General features: G+C 48.7%; 15 protein-coding genes. 6 read left to right on the forward strand and 9 right to left on the reverse strand.

The window, feature by feature from the left end; all coding sequences use genetic code 11:
- Positions 1 to 313 precede the first annotated feature (313 nt).
- Positions 314 to 1150 (forward strand): hypothetical protein, encoded by an 837-nt coding sequence (locus IY568_RS02855; RefSeq protein WP_194866731.1) that lies wholly within the window; start codon positions 314 to 316, stop codon positions 1148 to 1150.
- A 166-nt stretch (positions 1151 to 1316) separates the two neighbouring features.
- On the opposite strand, the gene IY568_RS02860 is transcribed toward IY568_RS02855, so the two are convergent.
- On the reverse strand, positions 1317 to 3248 hold the full coding sequence (locus IY568_RS02860; protein WP_194866732.1) for a tetratricopeptide repeat-containing diguanylate cyclase: 1932 nt from the start codon (positions 3246 to 3248) through the stop codon (positions 1317 to 1319).
- A 216-nt stretch (positions 3249 to 3464) separates the two neighbouring features.
- A complete protein-coding gene (locus IY568_RS02865; RefSeq protein WP_125563358.1) occupies positions 3465 to 4508 on the reverse strand; it encodes a type III polyketide synthase in 1044 nt (347 codons plus the stop codon).
- A 249-nt stretch (positions 4509 to 4757) separates the two neighbouring features.
- Between IY568_RS02865 and IY568_RS02870 the strand changes: the two genes are divergently transcribed.
- The gene (locus IY568_RS02870) at positions 4758 to 4919 is read left to right on the forward strand and encodes a hypothetical protein (RefSeq protein ID WP_171045113.1); all 162 of its coding nucleotides are present in this window, start codon (positions 4758 to 4760) and stop codon (positions 4917 to 4919) included.
- A gap of 60 nt (positions 4920 to 4979) precedes the next feature.
- On the opposite strand, the gene IY568_RS02875 is transcribed toward IY568_RS02870, so the two are convergent.
- The 6 genes from IY568_RS02875 to IY568_RS02900 all read right to left on the reverse strand — a co-directional run bounded on the left by IY568_RS02875 (position 4980) and on the right by IY568_RS02900 (position 12699).
- On the reverse strand, positions 4980 to 6254 hold the full coding sequence (locus IY568_RS02875) for a S41 family peptidase (protein ID WP_194866733.1): 1275 nt from the start codon (positions 6252 to 6254) through the stop codon (positions 4980 to 4982).
- The gene (locus IY568_RS02880) at positions 6251 to 7201 is read right to left on the reverse strand and encodes a GlxA family transcriptional regulator (protein ID WP_194866734.1); all 951 of its coding nucleotides are present in this window, start codon (positions 7199 to 7201) and stop codon (positions 6251 to 6253) included. The genes IY568_RS02875 and IY568_RS02880 overlap by 4 nt, the downstream gene beginning before the upstream one ends.
- Before the next feature lie 154 nt (positions 7202 to 7355).
- Positions 7356 to 8102: a substrate-binding periplasmic protein gene (locus IY568_RS02885; RefSeq protein ID WP_194866735.1), complete on the reverse strand. Its 747-nt coding sequence runs from the start codon at positions 8100 to 8102 to the stop codon at positions 7356 to 7358.
- Between the two features lie 171 nt (positions 8103 to 8273).
- Positions 8274 to 8519, reverse strand: coding sequence for a hypothetical protein (locus IY568_RS02890; RefSeq protein WP_228553099.1), 246 nt, complete (start codon positions 8517 to 8519; stop codon positions 8274 to 8276).
- A 162-nt stretch (positions 8520 to 8681) separates the two neighbouring features.
- Complete coding sequence (locus tag IY568_RS02895) at positions 8682 to 11123, reverse strand: YbcC family protein (protein ID WP_194866737.1); 2442 nt, start codon at positions 11121 to 11123, stop codon at positions 8682 to 8684.
- 1 nt (position 11124) lies between these two features.
- A complete protein-coding gene (locus IY568_RS02900) occupies positions 11125 to 12699 on the reverse strand; it encodes an NADH-quinone oxidoreductase subunit L (protein WP_194866738.1) in 1575 nt (524 codons plus the stop codon).
- A 102-nt stretch (positions 12700 to 12801) separates the two neighbouring features.
- Here IY568_RS02900 and IY568_RS02905 point away from each other — a divergent pair, with 102 nt between their 5' ends.
- From IY568_RS02905 to IY568_RS02920, 4 genes are all read left to right on the forward strand, one after another.
- Positions 12802 to 13677 carry a LysR family transcriptional regulator gene (locus tag IY568_RS02905; RefSeq protein WP_194866739.1) on the forward strand — a complete coding sequence of 292 codons (876 nt, stop codon included), beginning with the start codon at positions 12802 to 12804 and terminating at the stop codon, positions 13675 to 13677.
- A 69-nt stretch (positions 13678 to 13746) separates the two neighbouring features.
- Positions 13747 to 15207 (forward strand): dGTPase, encoded by a 1461-nt coding sequence (gene dgt / locus IY568_RS02910; RefSeq protein ID WP_125563376.1) that lies wholly within the window; start codon positions 13747 to 13749, stop codon positions 15205 to 15207.
- 277 nt (positions 15208 to 15484) lie between these two features.
- Entirely contained in the window at positions 15485 to 15694 is a 210-nt protein-coding gene (locus IY568_RS02915; protein WP_010385841.1) for a cold-shock protein, read from the forward strand.
- A 156-nt stretch (positions 15695 to 15850) separates the two neighbouring features.
- Positions 15851 to 16987 (forward strand): hypothetical protein, encoded by a 1137-nt coding sequence (locus IY568_RS02920; protein ID WP_194866740.1) that lies wholly within the window; start codon positions 15851 to 15853, stop codon positions 16985 to 16987.
- Between the two features lie 186 nt (positions 16988 to 17173).
- Here IY568_RS02920 and IY568_RS02925 read toward each other — a convergent pair whose 3' ends face one another.
- Positions 17174 to 17671: a GNAT family N-acetyltransferase gene (locus IY568_RS02925; RefSeq protein ID WP_194866741.1), complete on the reverse strand. Its 498-nt coding sequence runs from the start codon at positions 17669 to 17671 to the stop codon at positions 17174 to 17176.
- Positions 17672 to 17807: the final 136 nt, after the last annotated feature.

Consider the following 17807-nt stretch of genomic DNA (forward strand, 5'->3'; position numbering starts at 1 on the left):
CACCCCTCTTATTGGCAGGCAATGTATAATTTCTCCCTAAACCAATAAAACGCTGCCAGTTTCACCCATCGCATATAGCCTTCTGTTGTGATTGTACTAATTGGGACATTTGCAAGTAATTTATTGTTTAATCCAATCACTAGATAATGAGCGGCAATATTGAAAATGGCTTTAGCAAAGCCACCTTCATTTGGTCTATTGCGAAATCATGTAACTTTATTCGCAACAAGGGAACTTTGCCCAAACATACCCTTGTCACGATTAATTCAGTAGAGTACTAAATCGGAAACAAGGATAATTTTAAGGAATAGATATGTTAACCAATAACAATACCCAATTTTGTTTGAGTACACTGGCGCTGGTTGCCTGCTCTGCTGTCGCGCAGAGCGATGAACTGGTCCTGAAGCAGGACAGTGTCAGAGACAATATACTGACGCAGGATAAATTAACCACATTCACACCCGACTTTCGTGGCGCGCATTTCATTGCAACGGACAGCCATGGCAGTATTATCTCTGGTAACCAGGTTCATGGTAGCCTGCCTCAGCTAAATGCTGCCGATAGCACCAAGTACATCACCTTTGATGTGATCAATCAGGCAGGTGTGAAAACCACTTATTACGGTTCTCCGTCTCTGGATTTTAATGGCTGGTATGGGCATTGGGTTGATGCCAACGAGCAAAGCGGTGATTTTGAGCTGACCATAGGTGACGGCACGGTGCCTAACCGAGCTTGCCAACTGGCTGACGAAAAAGTCGATATCAGTGGCTTTGAGGTTGCAACAACCAGTCATGGCAGCATTAACCACCTAAATGATGGTGTCGTTGTCTATAGCTATAACCACGTCTGGTTCTCTAAAGAGAAGCAAGAGTCAATCTATGTCACTTTGCCTCAGGCACAAGCGGTGTCTAAAATCGCTCTTGCACAAGGCTACAATCACACCACGACTTGGGTGACCACCAGCTGGAAACTGTATGGCAGTAACGACAAACAAGTCTGGGCACCCATTGGCTCTGGCGACAAGCCCGACTTCCCGGCAATGTCTGAGTACTGTCTGGAGTCAAAAGCACATTACCAATACTATCGTCTCGATGTCTCCAATGACCTGGGCAACTACCTCAGTTTAGGTGAGCTGGAACTGTACAAGTAAAAGCAAGTGGATTGCTGGCCGGTTCACTCCGGCCACTGTCTTCGCTGCTATCCAAAAGCATCTGCCGCATACATCGCCTCCTTGAGCACCTCTTTAGAAACAACACCGCAAGCACCCTCTAATCTTCATATGCTTATATTCTGACAACAATCACACTTTGAATTCACTAAAGCACTTCTTCCGGCATAACCACTCGATCCCGGCCATTGTTTTTAGCCTGATACAAACAGCGGTCGGCGCATTTAAATGCCCCATCCGATGCCCCCAACTGTTGCACGCTCATTGCATCGCTAACACCAAAAGAGGCGGTTACGCGCAGCGCTGTTTCTCCCAGTTCAAAAGGCACCTCCCTCAGTGCATCAACCATGTTGTGAACGAACGCCCGAAATGCATCACGCTCTTTTACTACCATCAAGAATTCTTCTCCCCCCCAGCGTACAAATAGCTCATCATCGGCTACGAACTTTTGCAGTCGGGCTGCCGCTTCGCTCAGAACCCAGTCTCCCTTATCATGACCATAGGTATCATTGATCTGTTTAAAGTGATCCAGGTCAATCACGACCAGTCGGTAATGGACCTCAGTACGCAATCTGTCCGGCTTAGCCATTTCCTGCTGATACAAACGACGATTGGACGCTTTTGTGAGCGGGTCTACAAAGCTGAGGTCATACAGGCGACGATTTTCTTTGCTCACTGCTCTGGCACGCAGCGCCAGCCATCCAGCCCCCGTAAATGCAAGGATCAACCATAAAACCAGCAATCTGAAGCGCTGTTTATCAAGCAAAAGTTCAAGGTTAGATAAGCGACTTTGAGCACTTAACAAGTCGCGCTCCTGAGTAATTTGTTGCACCTCAAGCGCGGTATCCAGTGCAATCAATTCATTCATGATCATGGCTTTTTCTGCTGCCCGGGCTTCTTTAAGTATCGACAATGCCGCTTGCGCCTCCCCCTGGCGCTCCAGCACTTGTGCCAGGAAAAACCGACTTTTTATCAGCCAGCGTGCATGATTGAGCTTGCTAAAAGCCGCCATCGCAGAGCGCGTCGCCAAGTGTGCTTCCTCTAAATCACTATTTGCGTAATAAGCAAAACCCAGCTCTAGTAAGCAGATCCCATGCTGCATTGGGTATTTTTCAGCGCTGGTCATATCAACGCACTGGCTGGCTTTTCGCGTCGCACCACTCAAGTCTTTTTCCAGATTAAGTAGTCTGGCCTCATTCTTAAGCGCGACAACGCGATAAAAATCACTCACCCCCTCATCCAGATAACTGAGAGCCTGCTCGAATTTTTCTCTGGACTGAACGGCCTGGCCTGCACGGTTATGGGCAAAAGATTGGTTAAATAAAATTAACGACATGTACTCTGACGTAGCATAGGCATACTGGCTGTAGAGTTTTTCAGCCTGACTCAGATATTTTAACGCGTTGTCCCACTGCTCCAGATGCACGTACAGCAGACCAAGGTTGTTGTGCAACAACGCACGCAGTCGGTGCTCAGGTAACGCTTCAATCTGTTTAATCCCTTTTAGAAAGTACTGCTGTGATTTAACCAGTTCATTGGTCGAGTTAAACACCACACCTGCGGTATTATAAACCTCCTTTAAAAGGAACCCAATCTGGTGTTGCTGTGCAACCGCCACTGCTTTTAAGATGGCAGAGCGCGCTGTTTCAAGATCACCGATACGTAAGGCCGCTTTTGCCTGCGCCTGAGCCACCCAGGCTTCCAGCCAGTTGAGCTGATGTTGGCTCGCAAGATCTGTCAGTTGCTGGTTTAGTCTTGCCCGCTCGGGATCATCATCGGTTGCACGTCTGCGGATCCACAACACATACACTTGTTCAATGGGCGCCAGATCACGCGCGCCTTGTTGCCAGTGCGTCAGTTGTGCTAACGCCGCTTGCGGGGAGTCTGACGCCAGTTCATAAATATCGAGCAGTGGGTGTGCAGATTGCAATTGCTTTAACTGAGCCTCGGGGGGGATTACTGACGACACCACGGCTGGCCGTTGTGTGGCGGCACTGTGAAACCAAAACGTGTCCAGTGTTGCCACAATTAACACCGAAATAAAGAATACGCTCAGCGCAAGAAAGGCTTTTTTGTACATGGCCCTGATCATTAAATGATAATTGCTAAATTATACAATAAAGCCACAGTCTTGCCTGAGATTATAAATCCCCAAACTAACAAGGGTCAGCGTCAAATTTTAGTCTGGCGTAGCAATCAGCCAGCAACGAATGGGAAGATTTGACTCGCGCTGATGAGTAAATTCGATCAGCTGCAAGTCAGCTCCTGTTGTCTAAAGCTAACTCCTAGCAGCACTTCAATGCCATACGCCAATGCTCATTTCTGAGGTGAAACCGGGGCCAAACGCAGCAAGCAGACTGGCATCACCGCACCTGGCAGAGTCAAAGGTACGTTTTAATACATCAATGACCGCTACGCTGGAGGTGTTACCCGTTTCGGCCAGACAATCACGTGAGCGTGCTACCATATCAGGCTCAAGCGACAAACAACGTACTAGCTCATCCAAAATACGCTTACCACCGGTATGAAAAATCGTGCTGTCTACCTGGTTTGCATTACGCGATAAACTGCGTTGGCAAAACGATTGCAAATATGGCGCAACATGTGGAATAGAGTGCATAACTTCCTTATCCAGAGAAAACTTAAAGCCCTGATGCGTAATGTCATATTCAATGTAAGGAATGGTGTCTTTAATCGTCACACTTTGGTTGTTAATAAGCTTAAGGCCGGACACCAGACTGTCGCCCCTCATTACCACCGCCGCTGCGCCATCAGCAAATAGAGCGTCACTGATAAAGTCCTGTAATCTATCGGCCTCTTTGTGAAAGCACAATGAGGATGTCTCAACGCAGACGATCAACACATTGCTGTCTTTACGACTCTGACAATATTCAAATGCCCGCCCGATTGCCGACGCGCCCGCCACACACCCTAATTGTGCAACCGGAATTTGCTTAGTTTCGTTGCGTAACCCCAGCCGATTGATCAGATGCGCTGTAAGTGAAGGCATCATAAAGCCGGTACAGGACGTCGCGATCACCATATCGATGTCCTCAGGAGCCACCAGCGCATTTTCCATCGCTTCAACGGCTACTGTTTCAGCCATTTCAATGGCGGCCTCCTTGTAGCGAGTGGCCCGCGCGCCAAAATCCTGAAGTTTCACAATCTCCGTAAGAGGTAAAATCAAATGCCGATTCTTTACCTCTGTGTTTTGGATCATTTCAAAAGCCCGTTGCTTATATGGGCTGTCCGGGTGACAAATCTCAATTACTGTCATGATGTCATCTGCATTGACAAGGTGTTCAGGGTAAAAAGTCGCAGGTTTGCATAATGTGGTCATGTTGTATCTCCTTTTGAATTCTTACAAAGAGACCTGACACCCACGAAAAAATTTCACATAAATAAAAAATAAATTTAACAAATTAAATTTTGAAACATTTATTTATATCATTCTAAATCATAACACTAGAGAAAAAACGCAAAGAAAGGTTAATTAAAAATTAATGGAAAAAAGGTGTAACCAGACTACTTGTGCTGTACATTAAGTGCGCGTTCAATCAGGTGAACGTAACAACTAAAGGAATGAACAATGAAACTTACGCTGAAAAAAACATCAATTAAACACCTCTCAACAAACGCTAAGCAAATTCAACAGGCAGAAACACCACACATTGCTGGTGGCACCTGGAGTCCGACTGTGCTTTATGCCTGTGCCACTTCTTTATGCCATAGCCGCTTTATCTGCTCATAACCACGTAGCTCGTCGCGCAAAAGTGCTCTGTCGCAACTAAGTACGCGACAGAGCTTTGCTTTATTCAGCTAATGCTGGCACGGTTTTGCCCGTAATCAGCATGCCATTCAATCGCACCAGCAGCTCAGTGAGTACCGTATCCTTACCGTGCCGATAATCATCCCAGCTCGGTTCAATATAAATATCGGGATACACAGCATCGCTTTGCTCTGCGATAAACGGATAGTAGCGTTTAGACAAAGTGAATCGACGACCAGAGTTAGGCATTAAAAACTGGCTATTTTCCGCAAAATGATTTGGGTCGCCTCCGGTTGGGGTCCCCACAACCTGGGCGTTTAGAATTTGCCTGAACTGGGCCGTATTCGACATTGCGGCAGAAAATGTCGCACCATCCGTCAGTACATAGACACCCTGCATCCAGTCAATCTGATCCAGAGGCTGTAAGCAAGCTGATAATGCCAAACCCGAGTAAAAGTTCCCGCCGCTATTTCCCCTGAAGTCGATGATCAGATACCGTGAGCCAGCCGACCTAAGTGTTGTTTGCAATGCATCACAATGCGGCATTACCTGCTCAGGCGCTGGATAAGAGGCAAAGTCAAAATAGGCTGCTTTTTGACTTTCTAACAGGCTCAATGTGATCCCGGGCATCCCGATATCTTGCTTGGTTAACTTAGGTTCCACACGCGAGTAGGCAGAGCTCAACTTGCCAAACTCTCGCATGCTGATCGGAGAAACCTGTAAGGTTTTTGCGCCCTTGCCCTCAATAAAGTGAAATGAGGCCGGTCTGCCCTGCTCAACGATCCCAAGGCCCACTAGCAACTTATGTAAAGACAGATAGTATTCAAAACTACTGTGCTCACTAAACTGGTTGTCCACACCTGGGAGCACAGGTGCAAGTTGAGTGAACAGCTCAGCCACACTCAAGCCATTAATTGAATGAAGCTGTGTACCGATTAACTCATGATGCTCCGCAGTAGCATCTACCACTTTCAAAGTACCGCCAAAAAACTTAAAGCGAAACGGAAAGTGTTGATGCGGTCCCGACATCATCAAATAGTTGCTGTGCCCGTCTCCTATCGCCCGGCTGATTGCCATCAATCGGGTTTCAACCTGAGCTTCACTCAGTCTGGGCAGATCAACTTTAAGTGCTTCAATCTTGCGCTTAAAATCCTCTTCCGTCAGCGTATGAAATGGGTGAATATGCCGGGCTTTCACCTGCTCTGCATAAAAATCAATGTCTGTGGTCCAGGCTTGTTGCTCTGCTTCATTAAGGGGCGCCGCTGTAACATGCATCGCACAACAGCCCAATAGTAACGCTTTCACCCTCTGGCTCATCGATTAATTCCTTTAGTATAGTGTGACGGCGTTACCCCAAACTGTCTGATAAACGCGCGCCTGAAACTGTCGTAGTTATTAAACCCCAGCTTACCGGCCACATGGCGCAGACTAATGTTTTCCTCAGATAAAAGGTCTCGGGCATGATTCAGCTTGAGCACTTTAAAATAATGACTCGGTGTACAGTTCAGGTGCTGTTTAAACAAACGGGTAAGCTGTCGCTCGCTGAGGTGACAATACTCCGCCATCCTGGCAACAGAAACAGATTGGTTGAGCTGCGTACTTAGCCATTCCATAAGTGGAGAGAGCTTTAAACTGTCACCCGATTGCAATGCCAGGGCATCTGAATACTGACGCTGATTCCCAGAACGCTGCAAATAAACCACCAGATCTTTGGCAACTTGCGCAGCAACACTGTTACCGTGATCCTCACGGACAATAGCAAGTGCTAAATCAACCCCAGACAGTACACCGGCTGACGACCAGATGTGCTTGTCCTGTATGTAGAGCGGTTCGGGTGAAATGGTACAGTGGCCATGCAACTGGGCCAGGCTATCACAATGTCGCCAGTGGGTAGTTAACGTTAAGGCCTTTTGTGGGAAAAGCCGGGCGAGCACGAATGCGCCGGTACATATACTGAAAACGCGCTGAGCTCTGCCCGCCAGTTCAGACAGTCTCTCAACCTGCCTGGCACTGAGCGACAACGTGCGCATACCATTGCCCCCACATATGATCAGGTCGTCTAGAGCAAACTCGTCTTCGAGGCCATAATCTGCCTGAACTTGCTGGCCATAAACAGTTTTTACAGGTCCAGCCCCTAAACTCAATAGCTTACATTCATACGCATGAGACACATGGGAGTTGGTCTCCATAAACGCATCTAAAGGCCCAAATAAATCCAGTGCCTGAAATCCATCAGCGATAAAATATACTTGTTTTCTTGTCATGCTTTACTCCTTTGGCACACATCATAGCTCACCCTGACACGTCGCTTAATGCATTTTAACGACAAAAAGAGACATCTTGAATGGTGAAATCGCAAGATAAGACCCAGTGTGGCTGTATCAGACAGCCGTGTTCATAGCAAAAGGGGTTTGGAGTTCACTGAAGAAATTCGTACTTGTTCAACAACGTTTGATAAGCAGCACTTCGTTTAAACTGCACCATTTTAAGATTAAAGGCCTCTTTAAGATCTGGGTCCCGAAAGGCAATACGGTATGGCGATGCAGGGAACAAATTGTGCACTGATACATTGGGCATCTGATCCTGGCCGACAACGGCTTTACTCAGATGGTTAAAAATATTGATATCCATAACCACCACATCTACTTTCCCCTGCAACAGCAATTCTACCTGTTTTTGCTGATCGGGTAGCTCAATGTACAAAGGACTGCTGGCAGTCGCCAGTCGATACTCCATGCCCAGTACCAAAGAGGCATTCTGAAAGCCAATCACAGCGTAGTTTTCTAGAGCGCTGATACTGGGTATTATTAACTTCCGACTTTTTAAACTGATGGCAGTATTGTGGTAGGTGATATAAGGCTCGGATAATACCGCGCCGGCCAGATCCATGCGCCGGTTCATGGTCAGTGCCGCGTCGACTTTGTGTGTTTTCAACAGTGAATCTGAACGGCCAAAGGGAACATACACAAACCGCAGGTCATGGCCCAGCAAGGCAAAAATGGCCTTTACCATATCCAGTTCGAAGCCAGTATCACCCTGTTCAATCACATACGGGGGTTTAGTCCAGCCAACGGAAACATCCAATACGTCAGCTACGGCAAGTTTGCCGAACGACAACGCGGATATCAGAATGCTACAAATAATAAGCCACTGCGATGAGTTCATTGCACCTACCAATTTCCTTCTATGCTTATTATTTTAGAGGGGTTTACACACGCTGCAATACCTACCCAACAAGATTTGCATCTGAGGCAACGACGCAGAGACTAAGTCTGCTTTTAAGAACAGGAATTATAAAGAAACACAGCCACCGCTGTTTAAATTTAAAAATCATACCTAATCGGCAGACCTATCTTTGGACATCACGGCTTTTAGTTGCTGTGCCAGTGCCCGGCGTTCCTCAATATCAAGGTTGCAATTATCGGAGTTGAGTAGCTCAACCGCTTCAAGTACCAAAGGCTCCAGTTCGGCCATTTTATCGCTAAGCGCTTTGAGTTTTAGCTGTGTTTCTGACCAGTGCCCGGCCTGAATTTTAACGATATCTCCCGACATGCTCACTCCCAAATTATGTGCTGATGACACTCGCATTCATTCCTTCTGCCTATGCTGACATTAACACAGGTACTCTTAACTCTGGCAGACTCAGGCAAATATACCAAGGCGATTGACAATAAAAAAAGCGGCAACCCGGAGGTTGCCGCTTCGTGCCCCACAGCTTTGTTCTGGTATCATGCATACCAGAAGTCAAAGACACTGTACTATTTTCTGTTCTTCACCTTGTCTGTCTGCGGGCGCAGACACAGGCCACCAGCGCTGCTGGTAAAAACGACTTATCTCGCCCGACAATTGCCACTGAAATACGTACAACCACTCGTTATCGATCAACTGCTGAACCACTTCGTGGCGAGATGCAATATCTTTAATCGCCGATTTAGGTGCTGCCAGATAAACGGACAATCGCTGTACCTGGTGCATCCAGTCATGTCCGTTATGTAACGACTGCATCGCAAGGCCTGTTCTGAGATCTCCGCCATTGCCCTCAAACACACCAATATTGCCGCCAACCGCGTTATGTAACACTTTATTGCCACTACCAAAATGCAGATTATCTGTGGTCGAGGCGTTGTACTGCATGTTGATCCAATGGGTCACCAGCATAGGTGCGGTCATGATGGTTTCGAGCACCTTAAAATCAGTATCATGCTGCCATTGATAATCATGTAAAAAGCTGCGCCCCTGCAGATCAACTCCCCGGGTCCAGTCACGAGGTGCCACAACAAATGCAGCATTATTGGCCAATCCCCACTCGGGGCGAGTCTGAGACCAATCCAGGCTACGGGCTATCAAAGCCTGATCCAGCGCTTCTCGATCAAAGTCAGCCAGCTGTGTATCCAGCTTTGCCGCACGCTCTTTTTGTGCCACAGCCGTTGCGCGCAATAGCCAGGATTCTATCTGAGCATCGGGTTTTTCGCCGTAACAGCGAATGTGGTCTGTAGTGGTATTATGCAGTGCCGCAACAAACCGGGTTTGCTCAGGGATCTCAACCCCAAGTGCAGGTAATGCAGCTCGTACCAACTTATCATTCAGTAACCAAGCAAGCACTTTGACATTGACTTCACCACTTTGCCCACCACATGCGCCGCATCCAAGCCCGGCTTCCTGTAAGTTGTTGGTAGAGTGGCTGCCATGGCCGACCAACAGTACGGTTGGTGCGAATTGCTCAAACCCCATCGCATGCAATACGCCAGCAGCCAGTTCAGCCTTTTGCAGTGCGTTTAACTCCTCGCCATTTTGCGTCAACGACCAGCTCTGACTGTTTGATAACTTGTCGACTGGATGCACTTGCTCAGAGGCAAAAAACGCTTTTTTCAGCAATTTAAATGTATCTATCCACCCAGCCGACTCCACCATGGAAAATGACGCCGTGGCCGACTTCGAAAATGCCTGCCAACGAGCACCGGCGTTTAGCGAGGCGGCACCATGCTTGTCTGTTTGCGCATGAGAGGCCACCAGACTGGGCATCAACAAGCCTGGGCACTGAGGGCGGCTTACATCAGCCTGTTGTGGCTGGTATGAAATGGGTAAGCCAAAAAAGCCCGCAAACCCCATGGTCTGTATGGCATCGCTTTGACCTTCCAGTGCCCGACGATAAACTTCGGAGCGCACATCGATACAAAATGCAACCTGACACTGAATGGCACGTGCCGATAAATTTACCGGGCGGCTCAACATGCTGTGTAGCTGCTGCTGGTAACTCAGCTCAGCCGCTCTGGCCCAGATCCACAGCGGTTTTTGTTGTGTTTGATGTTGCACAGGCAAATCCGTCAACCGTGCCATCGATTGCTTCCATGCATGCGTCAAAGTTGCAAAGAAGCCAGGAAACTGTGATTCTTGATAACGCCACAACACCAGCTCCCAGGCCATCCGAATTGCCAGCAGCTCCAGCGTCTGATCCTGTGGCGTATTGCTGAGTTCACCTTGCCAGCGTAGGTAGGCGACCCAGGCTCCCCACCCACTGATATCCAGCAACATGGCATGGGCATACAATTCGACCTGATCGTCTTCTATGCCAAAGGTGTCCAGCGCCTGGGCTATTAGCGCATGCGGGTCATCTGGTAGGTGCGCAAAATAACGGTGTAGATCGGGCTCATCCAGCACAATGCTGAGTCCCCTATCACGCTGACTCACCGCCAGCCAGTGGGCATAAAGATCAGGCTTTTCGTTGCTGTGTAACATGGGCTGAGCCTGCTGAAAATGCGCCGCACAAAACTGACTGATCTGATGTGTTATCTCATCGCGCCAAGCCATTTTGTGACGCGCTCTGTGCTCGTCCAGCAACCCCGACAACGGCTGCCATGGCACCTGCTCCGGTATCCGCTCGAGTGCCTGAACCAGCTCCCCCTGACTGATCCCAAGCCCTGATTCCGCCAGTGCCGTTTGCAGGGCCTGCTCGGTGATAAGGCCACGGCGATACCAATCCAGATAGTCACTGGCTGGCATCAACATCGAAATACCAGCCAGCGCACTGAGCCGGGCACTGACCTGCTCAATTGGCTCATCACGCATTGGCCAGTATGGACTGACCGCTATCATCTGGTCCAGCGGCCAGCTGGGTGCAAGCTTCAGACAAGCGGTTTGAATCGCGCTAAGTTGTGGTTGGGTGAGTGTGCGAATATCTCTTGCCATCTTAAGACTCCTGAATTAATCCATACGGGCGCTTGGCCGTACGCTGCGCTTTAACAGGGGCAGGTAACTTCACGGGCCAGATTTTTAGTGTCAGACGGGTCCACCACTCATCCAGATACAAACCAGCAAACAGCACCACTGATAGCCTCTGCACCCGAGGGTGCGCAGTCTTGTAGGTCAATAACCAATTCAATACAAACAAGCTGAAAAACAACGTCATCACCACACTATCGGCTGCACTCAGAGGAGTTTCATGCAGAGATACTTCAGCAAACACGGTATGAGCAAGCAGCGTTTTCATAGCAGCATAGCTGGTCAACAACACGACACAGACTGCCAGCACACCTGCCCAAGGTAGGCTATGATGCGCACTGCTGCGCTGTGCCAGAAGCAGCGTAAATGACATTGCCAGCAACACCCACATACTCAGCGCTGTGCCCTGCCCCACGAACCAATACGTCATGGCAACCAGACTCATACTCAGCAATGCCGCACCCAGCCAGCGTGCCCGAGACGGCGTAACAGGGACCGCCAGACGTGCTTGCAGGTTATCCCGAACCGCGTGCCCGGAATTAAGAAAAGCATGCGCTTTATATGCTGAATGCGCTAATAAATGTAGCAATGCCAATTCATATAATCCCAGTGCACACTCAACCAGCATCAAACCCATCTGTGCACTGGTCGACCAGGCAAGCCGCACTTTAATGCTTACCCGGGTTGTCATGATCAGCGCCGCCAGTACCGTTGTCAGACCGCCTGCCAGTAATAGCAACCACTGAGCGGCAGCAACCTGCATCACCACAGGCGCAAACACTATCATTAAAAAACCACCCAGATTGATAACACCCGCATGTAATAAAGCACTGACTGGCGTAGGGGCTTCGACCACCTGCATTAGCCAGCCGTGCACCGGCAGCTGCGCACATTTCATCAGTGCGACTATTACCAGCATGACTGCGGCAATCTGGGTGTAAATACTGACGTCAGGGTTAGGAGCCTGATAATGTGCCAGAATCTCGGTCAGCAAAAAGGTACCGTGCGCCTGGTACAAGCACAGCACGGCAATCAGCAACGCCAGCTCAGCCAAACGGGCCAGAATGAACTTTTTATGTGCCCCCAGTGCAGCTCGGGGACGCTCGGGATAGAAAAGTAATAACTGGTGAAGCGCCAGACTAATCACAGCCCAGCCCAGTAGCAGCAAGAGCAAATGATTACTCATCACCACCAGAGAGACAGCCGCAAGCGTGCCCAGTAGCCAACGCCAGTAAACGCCCAGGCGCGGCTCACCGGCCATGTAATTGAGAGAAAAGCGCATCAGAATAATGGCCATAAACACCACCAGGGCAAACATGATCAGGCCCAGCGGCGTCACATGTATCCACTGTGTAAGCGTACTTTCAGAGAGAAAAAGGGTCTCAACGCCCTGCCCGGCGACGGCCGTGATCAATAAAACCAGTAACCAACCAGACAATACATTGACAGACCGCCTGTTGATGCGACTGGCACGGCCGCAATACCAGGCGCTGAGCGCAAAACTGAGCGTGATGGCGAGCATCATCATTAACGATATTGACATAATTATCCCACTCCATTCAGAACAGGCACAGTATGTCAGACGTTGAAAGATATAAAAAATATATATATTCTAACTAAACTATATATTTTATATAACATTAATATGAGCCGGCTTAACTATCACCACCTCTATTATTTCTGGCGCGTTGCGAAGGCTGGTAGCCTGACACAGGTCGCTCAGGATGTGCACATCTCGCAGTCAGCCCTGTCAATTCAGATCAAACGACTGGAACATACGATGGGTGTCTCATTATTTGAAAAACAAGGACGCAAGCTGATCCTGACCGATGCCGGCAAGCAGGTGTTGGTTTATGCTGACGATATCTTTTACAAAGGCGAAGAGCTCGAATCCTTTTTACTTAAAGGTGTGGCCACCGAACGGCAACATCTGTCGATCGGCGTGCAAACCACCCTGTCGCGAAATTTCATTGAAAGCTTTATCAGCCCCTTGCTTTGTGACCCTCATATCAGCTTTACCCTCACCACCCGCGACATGGATACCCTGCTACAAGGATTAAGCAACCATGAACTGGATCTGGTGCTGACCAACCGTCTCGCCAGCCAGAATGAAACCCGCTGGCATACGCAACTGGTGTCGCGCCAGCAGGTTGCCATTGTCGGCCCTAAAGGTGCCGGCATTAAAAGTGACTTTCCAGAAGGGTATGACAAAGTGCGCTGGGTACTGCCCGGGCCCACCACAGAGATCCGATCCGCCTTCAATGCCTTATGCGCCGCTCATCAATACACACCGGATATTCAGGCCGAAGTAGATGATATGGCGATGCTGCGCCTGCTGGCCAGAGACAGTGGCGCGCTTGCAGTATTGCCCCCTGTAGTAGTTAAAGATGAAATTGCTCAGGGTGTGCTGGAGCAGTATCACAGTCAGCTGCCCATTTTTGAGCACTTTTACGCCATTACGACATCCCGTAAATTTGTCCCGCAGGCCCTGCTAGACTTGCTTAAGCAACCCTTAGCATAAAACTCTAAGGTGTTGCTTTGTGGATAAAAAACAGACAACATAAGGATATGAATTAAATCATAAGGAAACATGGTGACGACCTTCAACTGTAAGATCCGCGCGGATCGCCCCTTCGAGTTTTCAAGCAAGCTTAGCAAACAATTTGAAAGTGACCGAAACCGCATTATTACCTCGGCTGCAATCCGCCGGTTACAGCAAAAAACCCAGGTTTTTCCGCTAGAGCGAAACGCAGCGGTACGCTCCAGACTGACGCACTCTTTAGAAGTGCAGCAGGCCGGGCGCTATATCTGTCAGCTGATCTGTGAACAGCTCGACGAGCAAACCAGTGTCGGCGAGTATGAGCGTATGTTGGAGTCCATTGTCGAGATGGCCTGCCTAATGCATGACATAGGTAACCCACCCTTTGGGCACTTTGGCGAGGCAGCGCTGAGTGACTGGCTGGGGCAGCATATTGCCGGTATCTACAAAAAGCTCAGTGGTAAGGCAATGAGCCCCGACGTACTCAGAGACCTGACTCACTTTGAGGGCAACGCGCAGGGGATCCGTCTGGTGCACACACTGTTGAACCTGAACCTGACCTATTCGCAGGCCTCCGGGATCATGAAATACACCCGTTGCGGCACTGAGGCCGCCCCGGAAGAGGGTGACACACTCAGTTATCTTAAAAAGAAAGTGGGCTTTTACCTCAGTGAGCAGGAATACATTAGCAAACTCAGACGTGCACTGGATATTGCGCCGGGTTGCCGCTCTCCTTTTTCGTACATCATGGAAGCCGCAGACGACATCTCTTATGGCATGGCCGATCTGGAAGACGCCGTTGAAAAAAACATCCTGAGTTACCAGCAACTCAAAATCGCTCTGCAGGACACCTATCAGGCGCTCAGTGCCAGTTTGCCCGCTTCAGAGCAAACATTGATGGCCGACATCATTAAAAAAGCCACAGAAAGAACAGAAAAAATTGCGGGCAACCATAGCCAGTTCTTTGTTTTCTTGCGGGTTCAGGTTAACCAGAAACTACCACAACATGCCGCAAGGCAATTTGTCGATAATTTTGACGCCGTGATGCGTGGCCAGTTTAATCAGGCCCTGATTGAAGATGGCAGTGACTGCCATCTGCTTATCAAAACCTTTAAAGAGGTCGCCAGAGAGCTGGCCTTTGCCCACCCAGAGGTCGAAGGGCGAGAATTACAGGGCTATCGGGTTATCAGTGGGCTGCTGAGCGTATATGAACCACTGCTGCAGCTGGGTAAAAATCAATTTGCCACACTCATGAACATCGAGATACCGGCAACGACTTATGTTTCCAGGATCCCGATATACTCCGCCAGACTGTTCAAAAAGTTACCTGAGAAACACAAGCAGGCCTACCGGAGCGCACTCAACAGTGACACGATGAATGCCATTATCCCTGATCCTCAGGAACAGGAGTTTTACCTTAGAGTCAGATTAATCATTGACTACATCAGTGGTATGACTGATCAATTTGCCTTTGATGAGTATCGTGCGTTTCAGGTCATTGACGAAATATAATCAACAACCTGATGTTCAGCGAGTTTTCTGGTGTGCTTTAAGCAGCTTTGTGCACAGCACACCAAACGATAAATTTAAAATTTGTACAAATAATACTAGACAGGTCCGGTTAGTCTCTGTAAAGTTAAGGCCGCTAGAAAGAAAGTCGATATTTACATCCTACAATTCGTTGTATTACACTTCGTAACGCAACCTGCAGTATTTAAGTTTCACCACTACTTTTGATGCATTCACACCTATCGAAGGTTAATTTTTATTTATATTACAGGTTAATACTATGTCTAACACAGTTACTGGTACAGTTAAGTGGTTCAACGAGTCTAAAGGTTTTGGTTTCATTTCTCAGGAAAATGGCCCTGACGTATTCGCTCACTTCAGCGCTATCCAAGGCGACGGCTTCAAAACTTTGGTTGAAGGCCAGAGCGTAGAATTCACAGTGTCTCAGGGTCAAAAAGGTCCTCAGGCTGACAAAATCGTAGTTCTTTAATTACTACGCATTTTGCAAGAAAAGCGAGCTAAGGCTCGCTTTTTTCGTTTCTAATTCCTCACCGCAGTTCCAATGCATGAAAAATATGCATCTTCATAAATTTGTCACACAGACCTGAGCTGCTAGCCTTGAGAGAGTCACTCAAGGAGAGTCATCATGAAAGCACGGATTGCGCTGTTAAGCGTAGCACTGGGTTTGTGCAGCCCCACTTTTGCACACACACTAAACACCCCAGCCCTTACCAGTCAGTTTTACTACGACGGCCTGATCATGACGCCAGACGGCAAAGGCTACTTTGGCCAGAATTGGGTTGAAAATGCCACTGAGGTTACCCTCTTCCCTAAAAATGGCAATACCGCCTTGTGGACGCTCACATTAACGAATGCTCAGGGTCAGCCTATTGTGGGCGAGCCAGTCGAAATCAGCGCAGCACCGCTTACTCTGATTGCACCGCAGTGGCGTGAACCTAGTGCCATGGCTGCGCGATTTAGCAGCAACGTGCGGACTAAGATACTTACCCGCATTGAGCAGGGCCTGTTTCGTCTGAAAGCACCGTTTGAGATATCAAGCCCGGTGACAGATGCACGCGGACAAATCAGCGTCTCGATAAACAATTTTCACAGTTGCGGTAACGACAGCGTACCGGGCTCAGATCAGTTTGTTGCCCGGGCAGGCACGCAGCAACTCACACTAACCGTTAAATGTGCAGTAACCGGGCTGGTTGCCATCCCGGACACGCCCTCTCAGGGGCTCACTACCGCAGGGTTAGTCGGCCGTCATTTGCACCCGGATTTATTGTCGGCACTACAAAACCTCGGCCGCGCCTGGCACGCTCAACCGGGTAAACCCACAGGTATGCCAGACTACTTAACCATTACTGGTGCGACCATGCGCTGGGGCGGCATAAATCCTCCCCACTTTACTCATAAGTTTGGCGGCACTGTCGACATTCGCCCAATTGGCACACAAGCAGGACCCATTAGCGTTGGTGATGCGGCGTATGATCGTCAGGCTACACAAAGTCTGGTTGATGCACTGGTGCAACTTGGCGCAACCCAAATCATCTTTGCCGATAATCTGACAGGGGTGACCCAGGTCAAAGCCAATCACAAAAACCATTTACATGTGAGCTTTCTGAGTGAGCCTCTGGAGCCCTGGCACAGCGATGCTTCCGACACAGATGATGAAGGCCTGCACTGGCATCATTACGACGACATTTACGATATTCGTTATTTTATTCCGAAGGTAAAGCAGCTCAGCCCTAAAGCCTTCAAGTTTAACCTTGGGCAATAAAAAAGCGATGTACTGACGGACTGCCGGGCCTGTAGTCCGTCCTTGATGGGAGACTCGTAGTGAAGCGATAATCCTACTATTTATTTGAGTTCTGTGAAGTACACCGCTTCAAGTGAGTTAGGTCAGCTCAGCAAAGTGACAGACAAAACGCAGGCTGAAAACTCCGCTTTTTACGTAAGCTGATTGCTAATTTAGTTCAAATACCTTGCCAAACAAACGCGCATCAAACAGCTCGCCATCTTTATAAATTGCTTTGCGGCGCACGCCTTCAAATTCAAACCCCGCTTTCTCTAATACCCGGGCTGAGCGAGTATTTTGTTCGAAAACAACCGCTTCCAGCCGGACCATCTCTGTCGTGGCTTCAACATCGGCGATCAACAAATCAAGTGCCTGTCCTGTAATGCCCTGCCCCCAATATTCCTCAGCCAGCCAATAGCCGATTTCTGCACTTCGGCAATACTCGAACGTACCTGGCCGCGCGCCGATACACCCGATCAACACACCGTCCAGAATAATGGCACGCGTTATCCCTTCTTTGCTCCCCGTATTGATCCACCACTGTGCATCAGCCGCAGTGTAAGGAAAAGGCACTTTGGGCGAAAGATACCGTACCGTAGCAGGGTTGTTTAAATAACGAACCAGATATTGTTCATCTGAAGGTTCAAATAATCTTAGTGATAACATGCACGTCCCTTAGCGAATTGGATAAATGTTGGAAACAGTCATCCTACTGTGCGTCACCTAATTCGACAACACCCTTTTTCACAAATAATTCATGCTAGCTAAAAGTAAATACGGGCGAATACCGCCCGTATGATTT

The sequence above is a fragment of the Pseudoalteromonas sp. PPB1 genome (genome assembly GCF_015356275.1).
GTDB lineage: Bacteria > Pseudomonadota > Gammaproteobacteria > Enterobacterales > Alteromonadaceae > Pseudoalteromonas > Pseudoalteromonas rubra_D.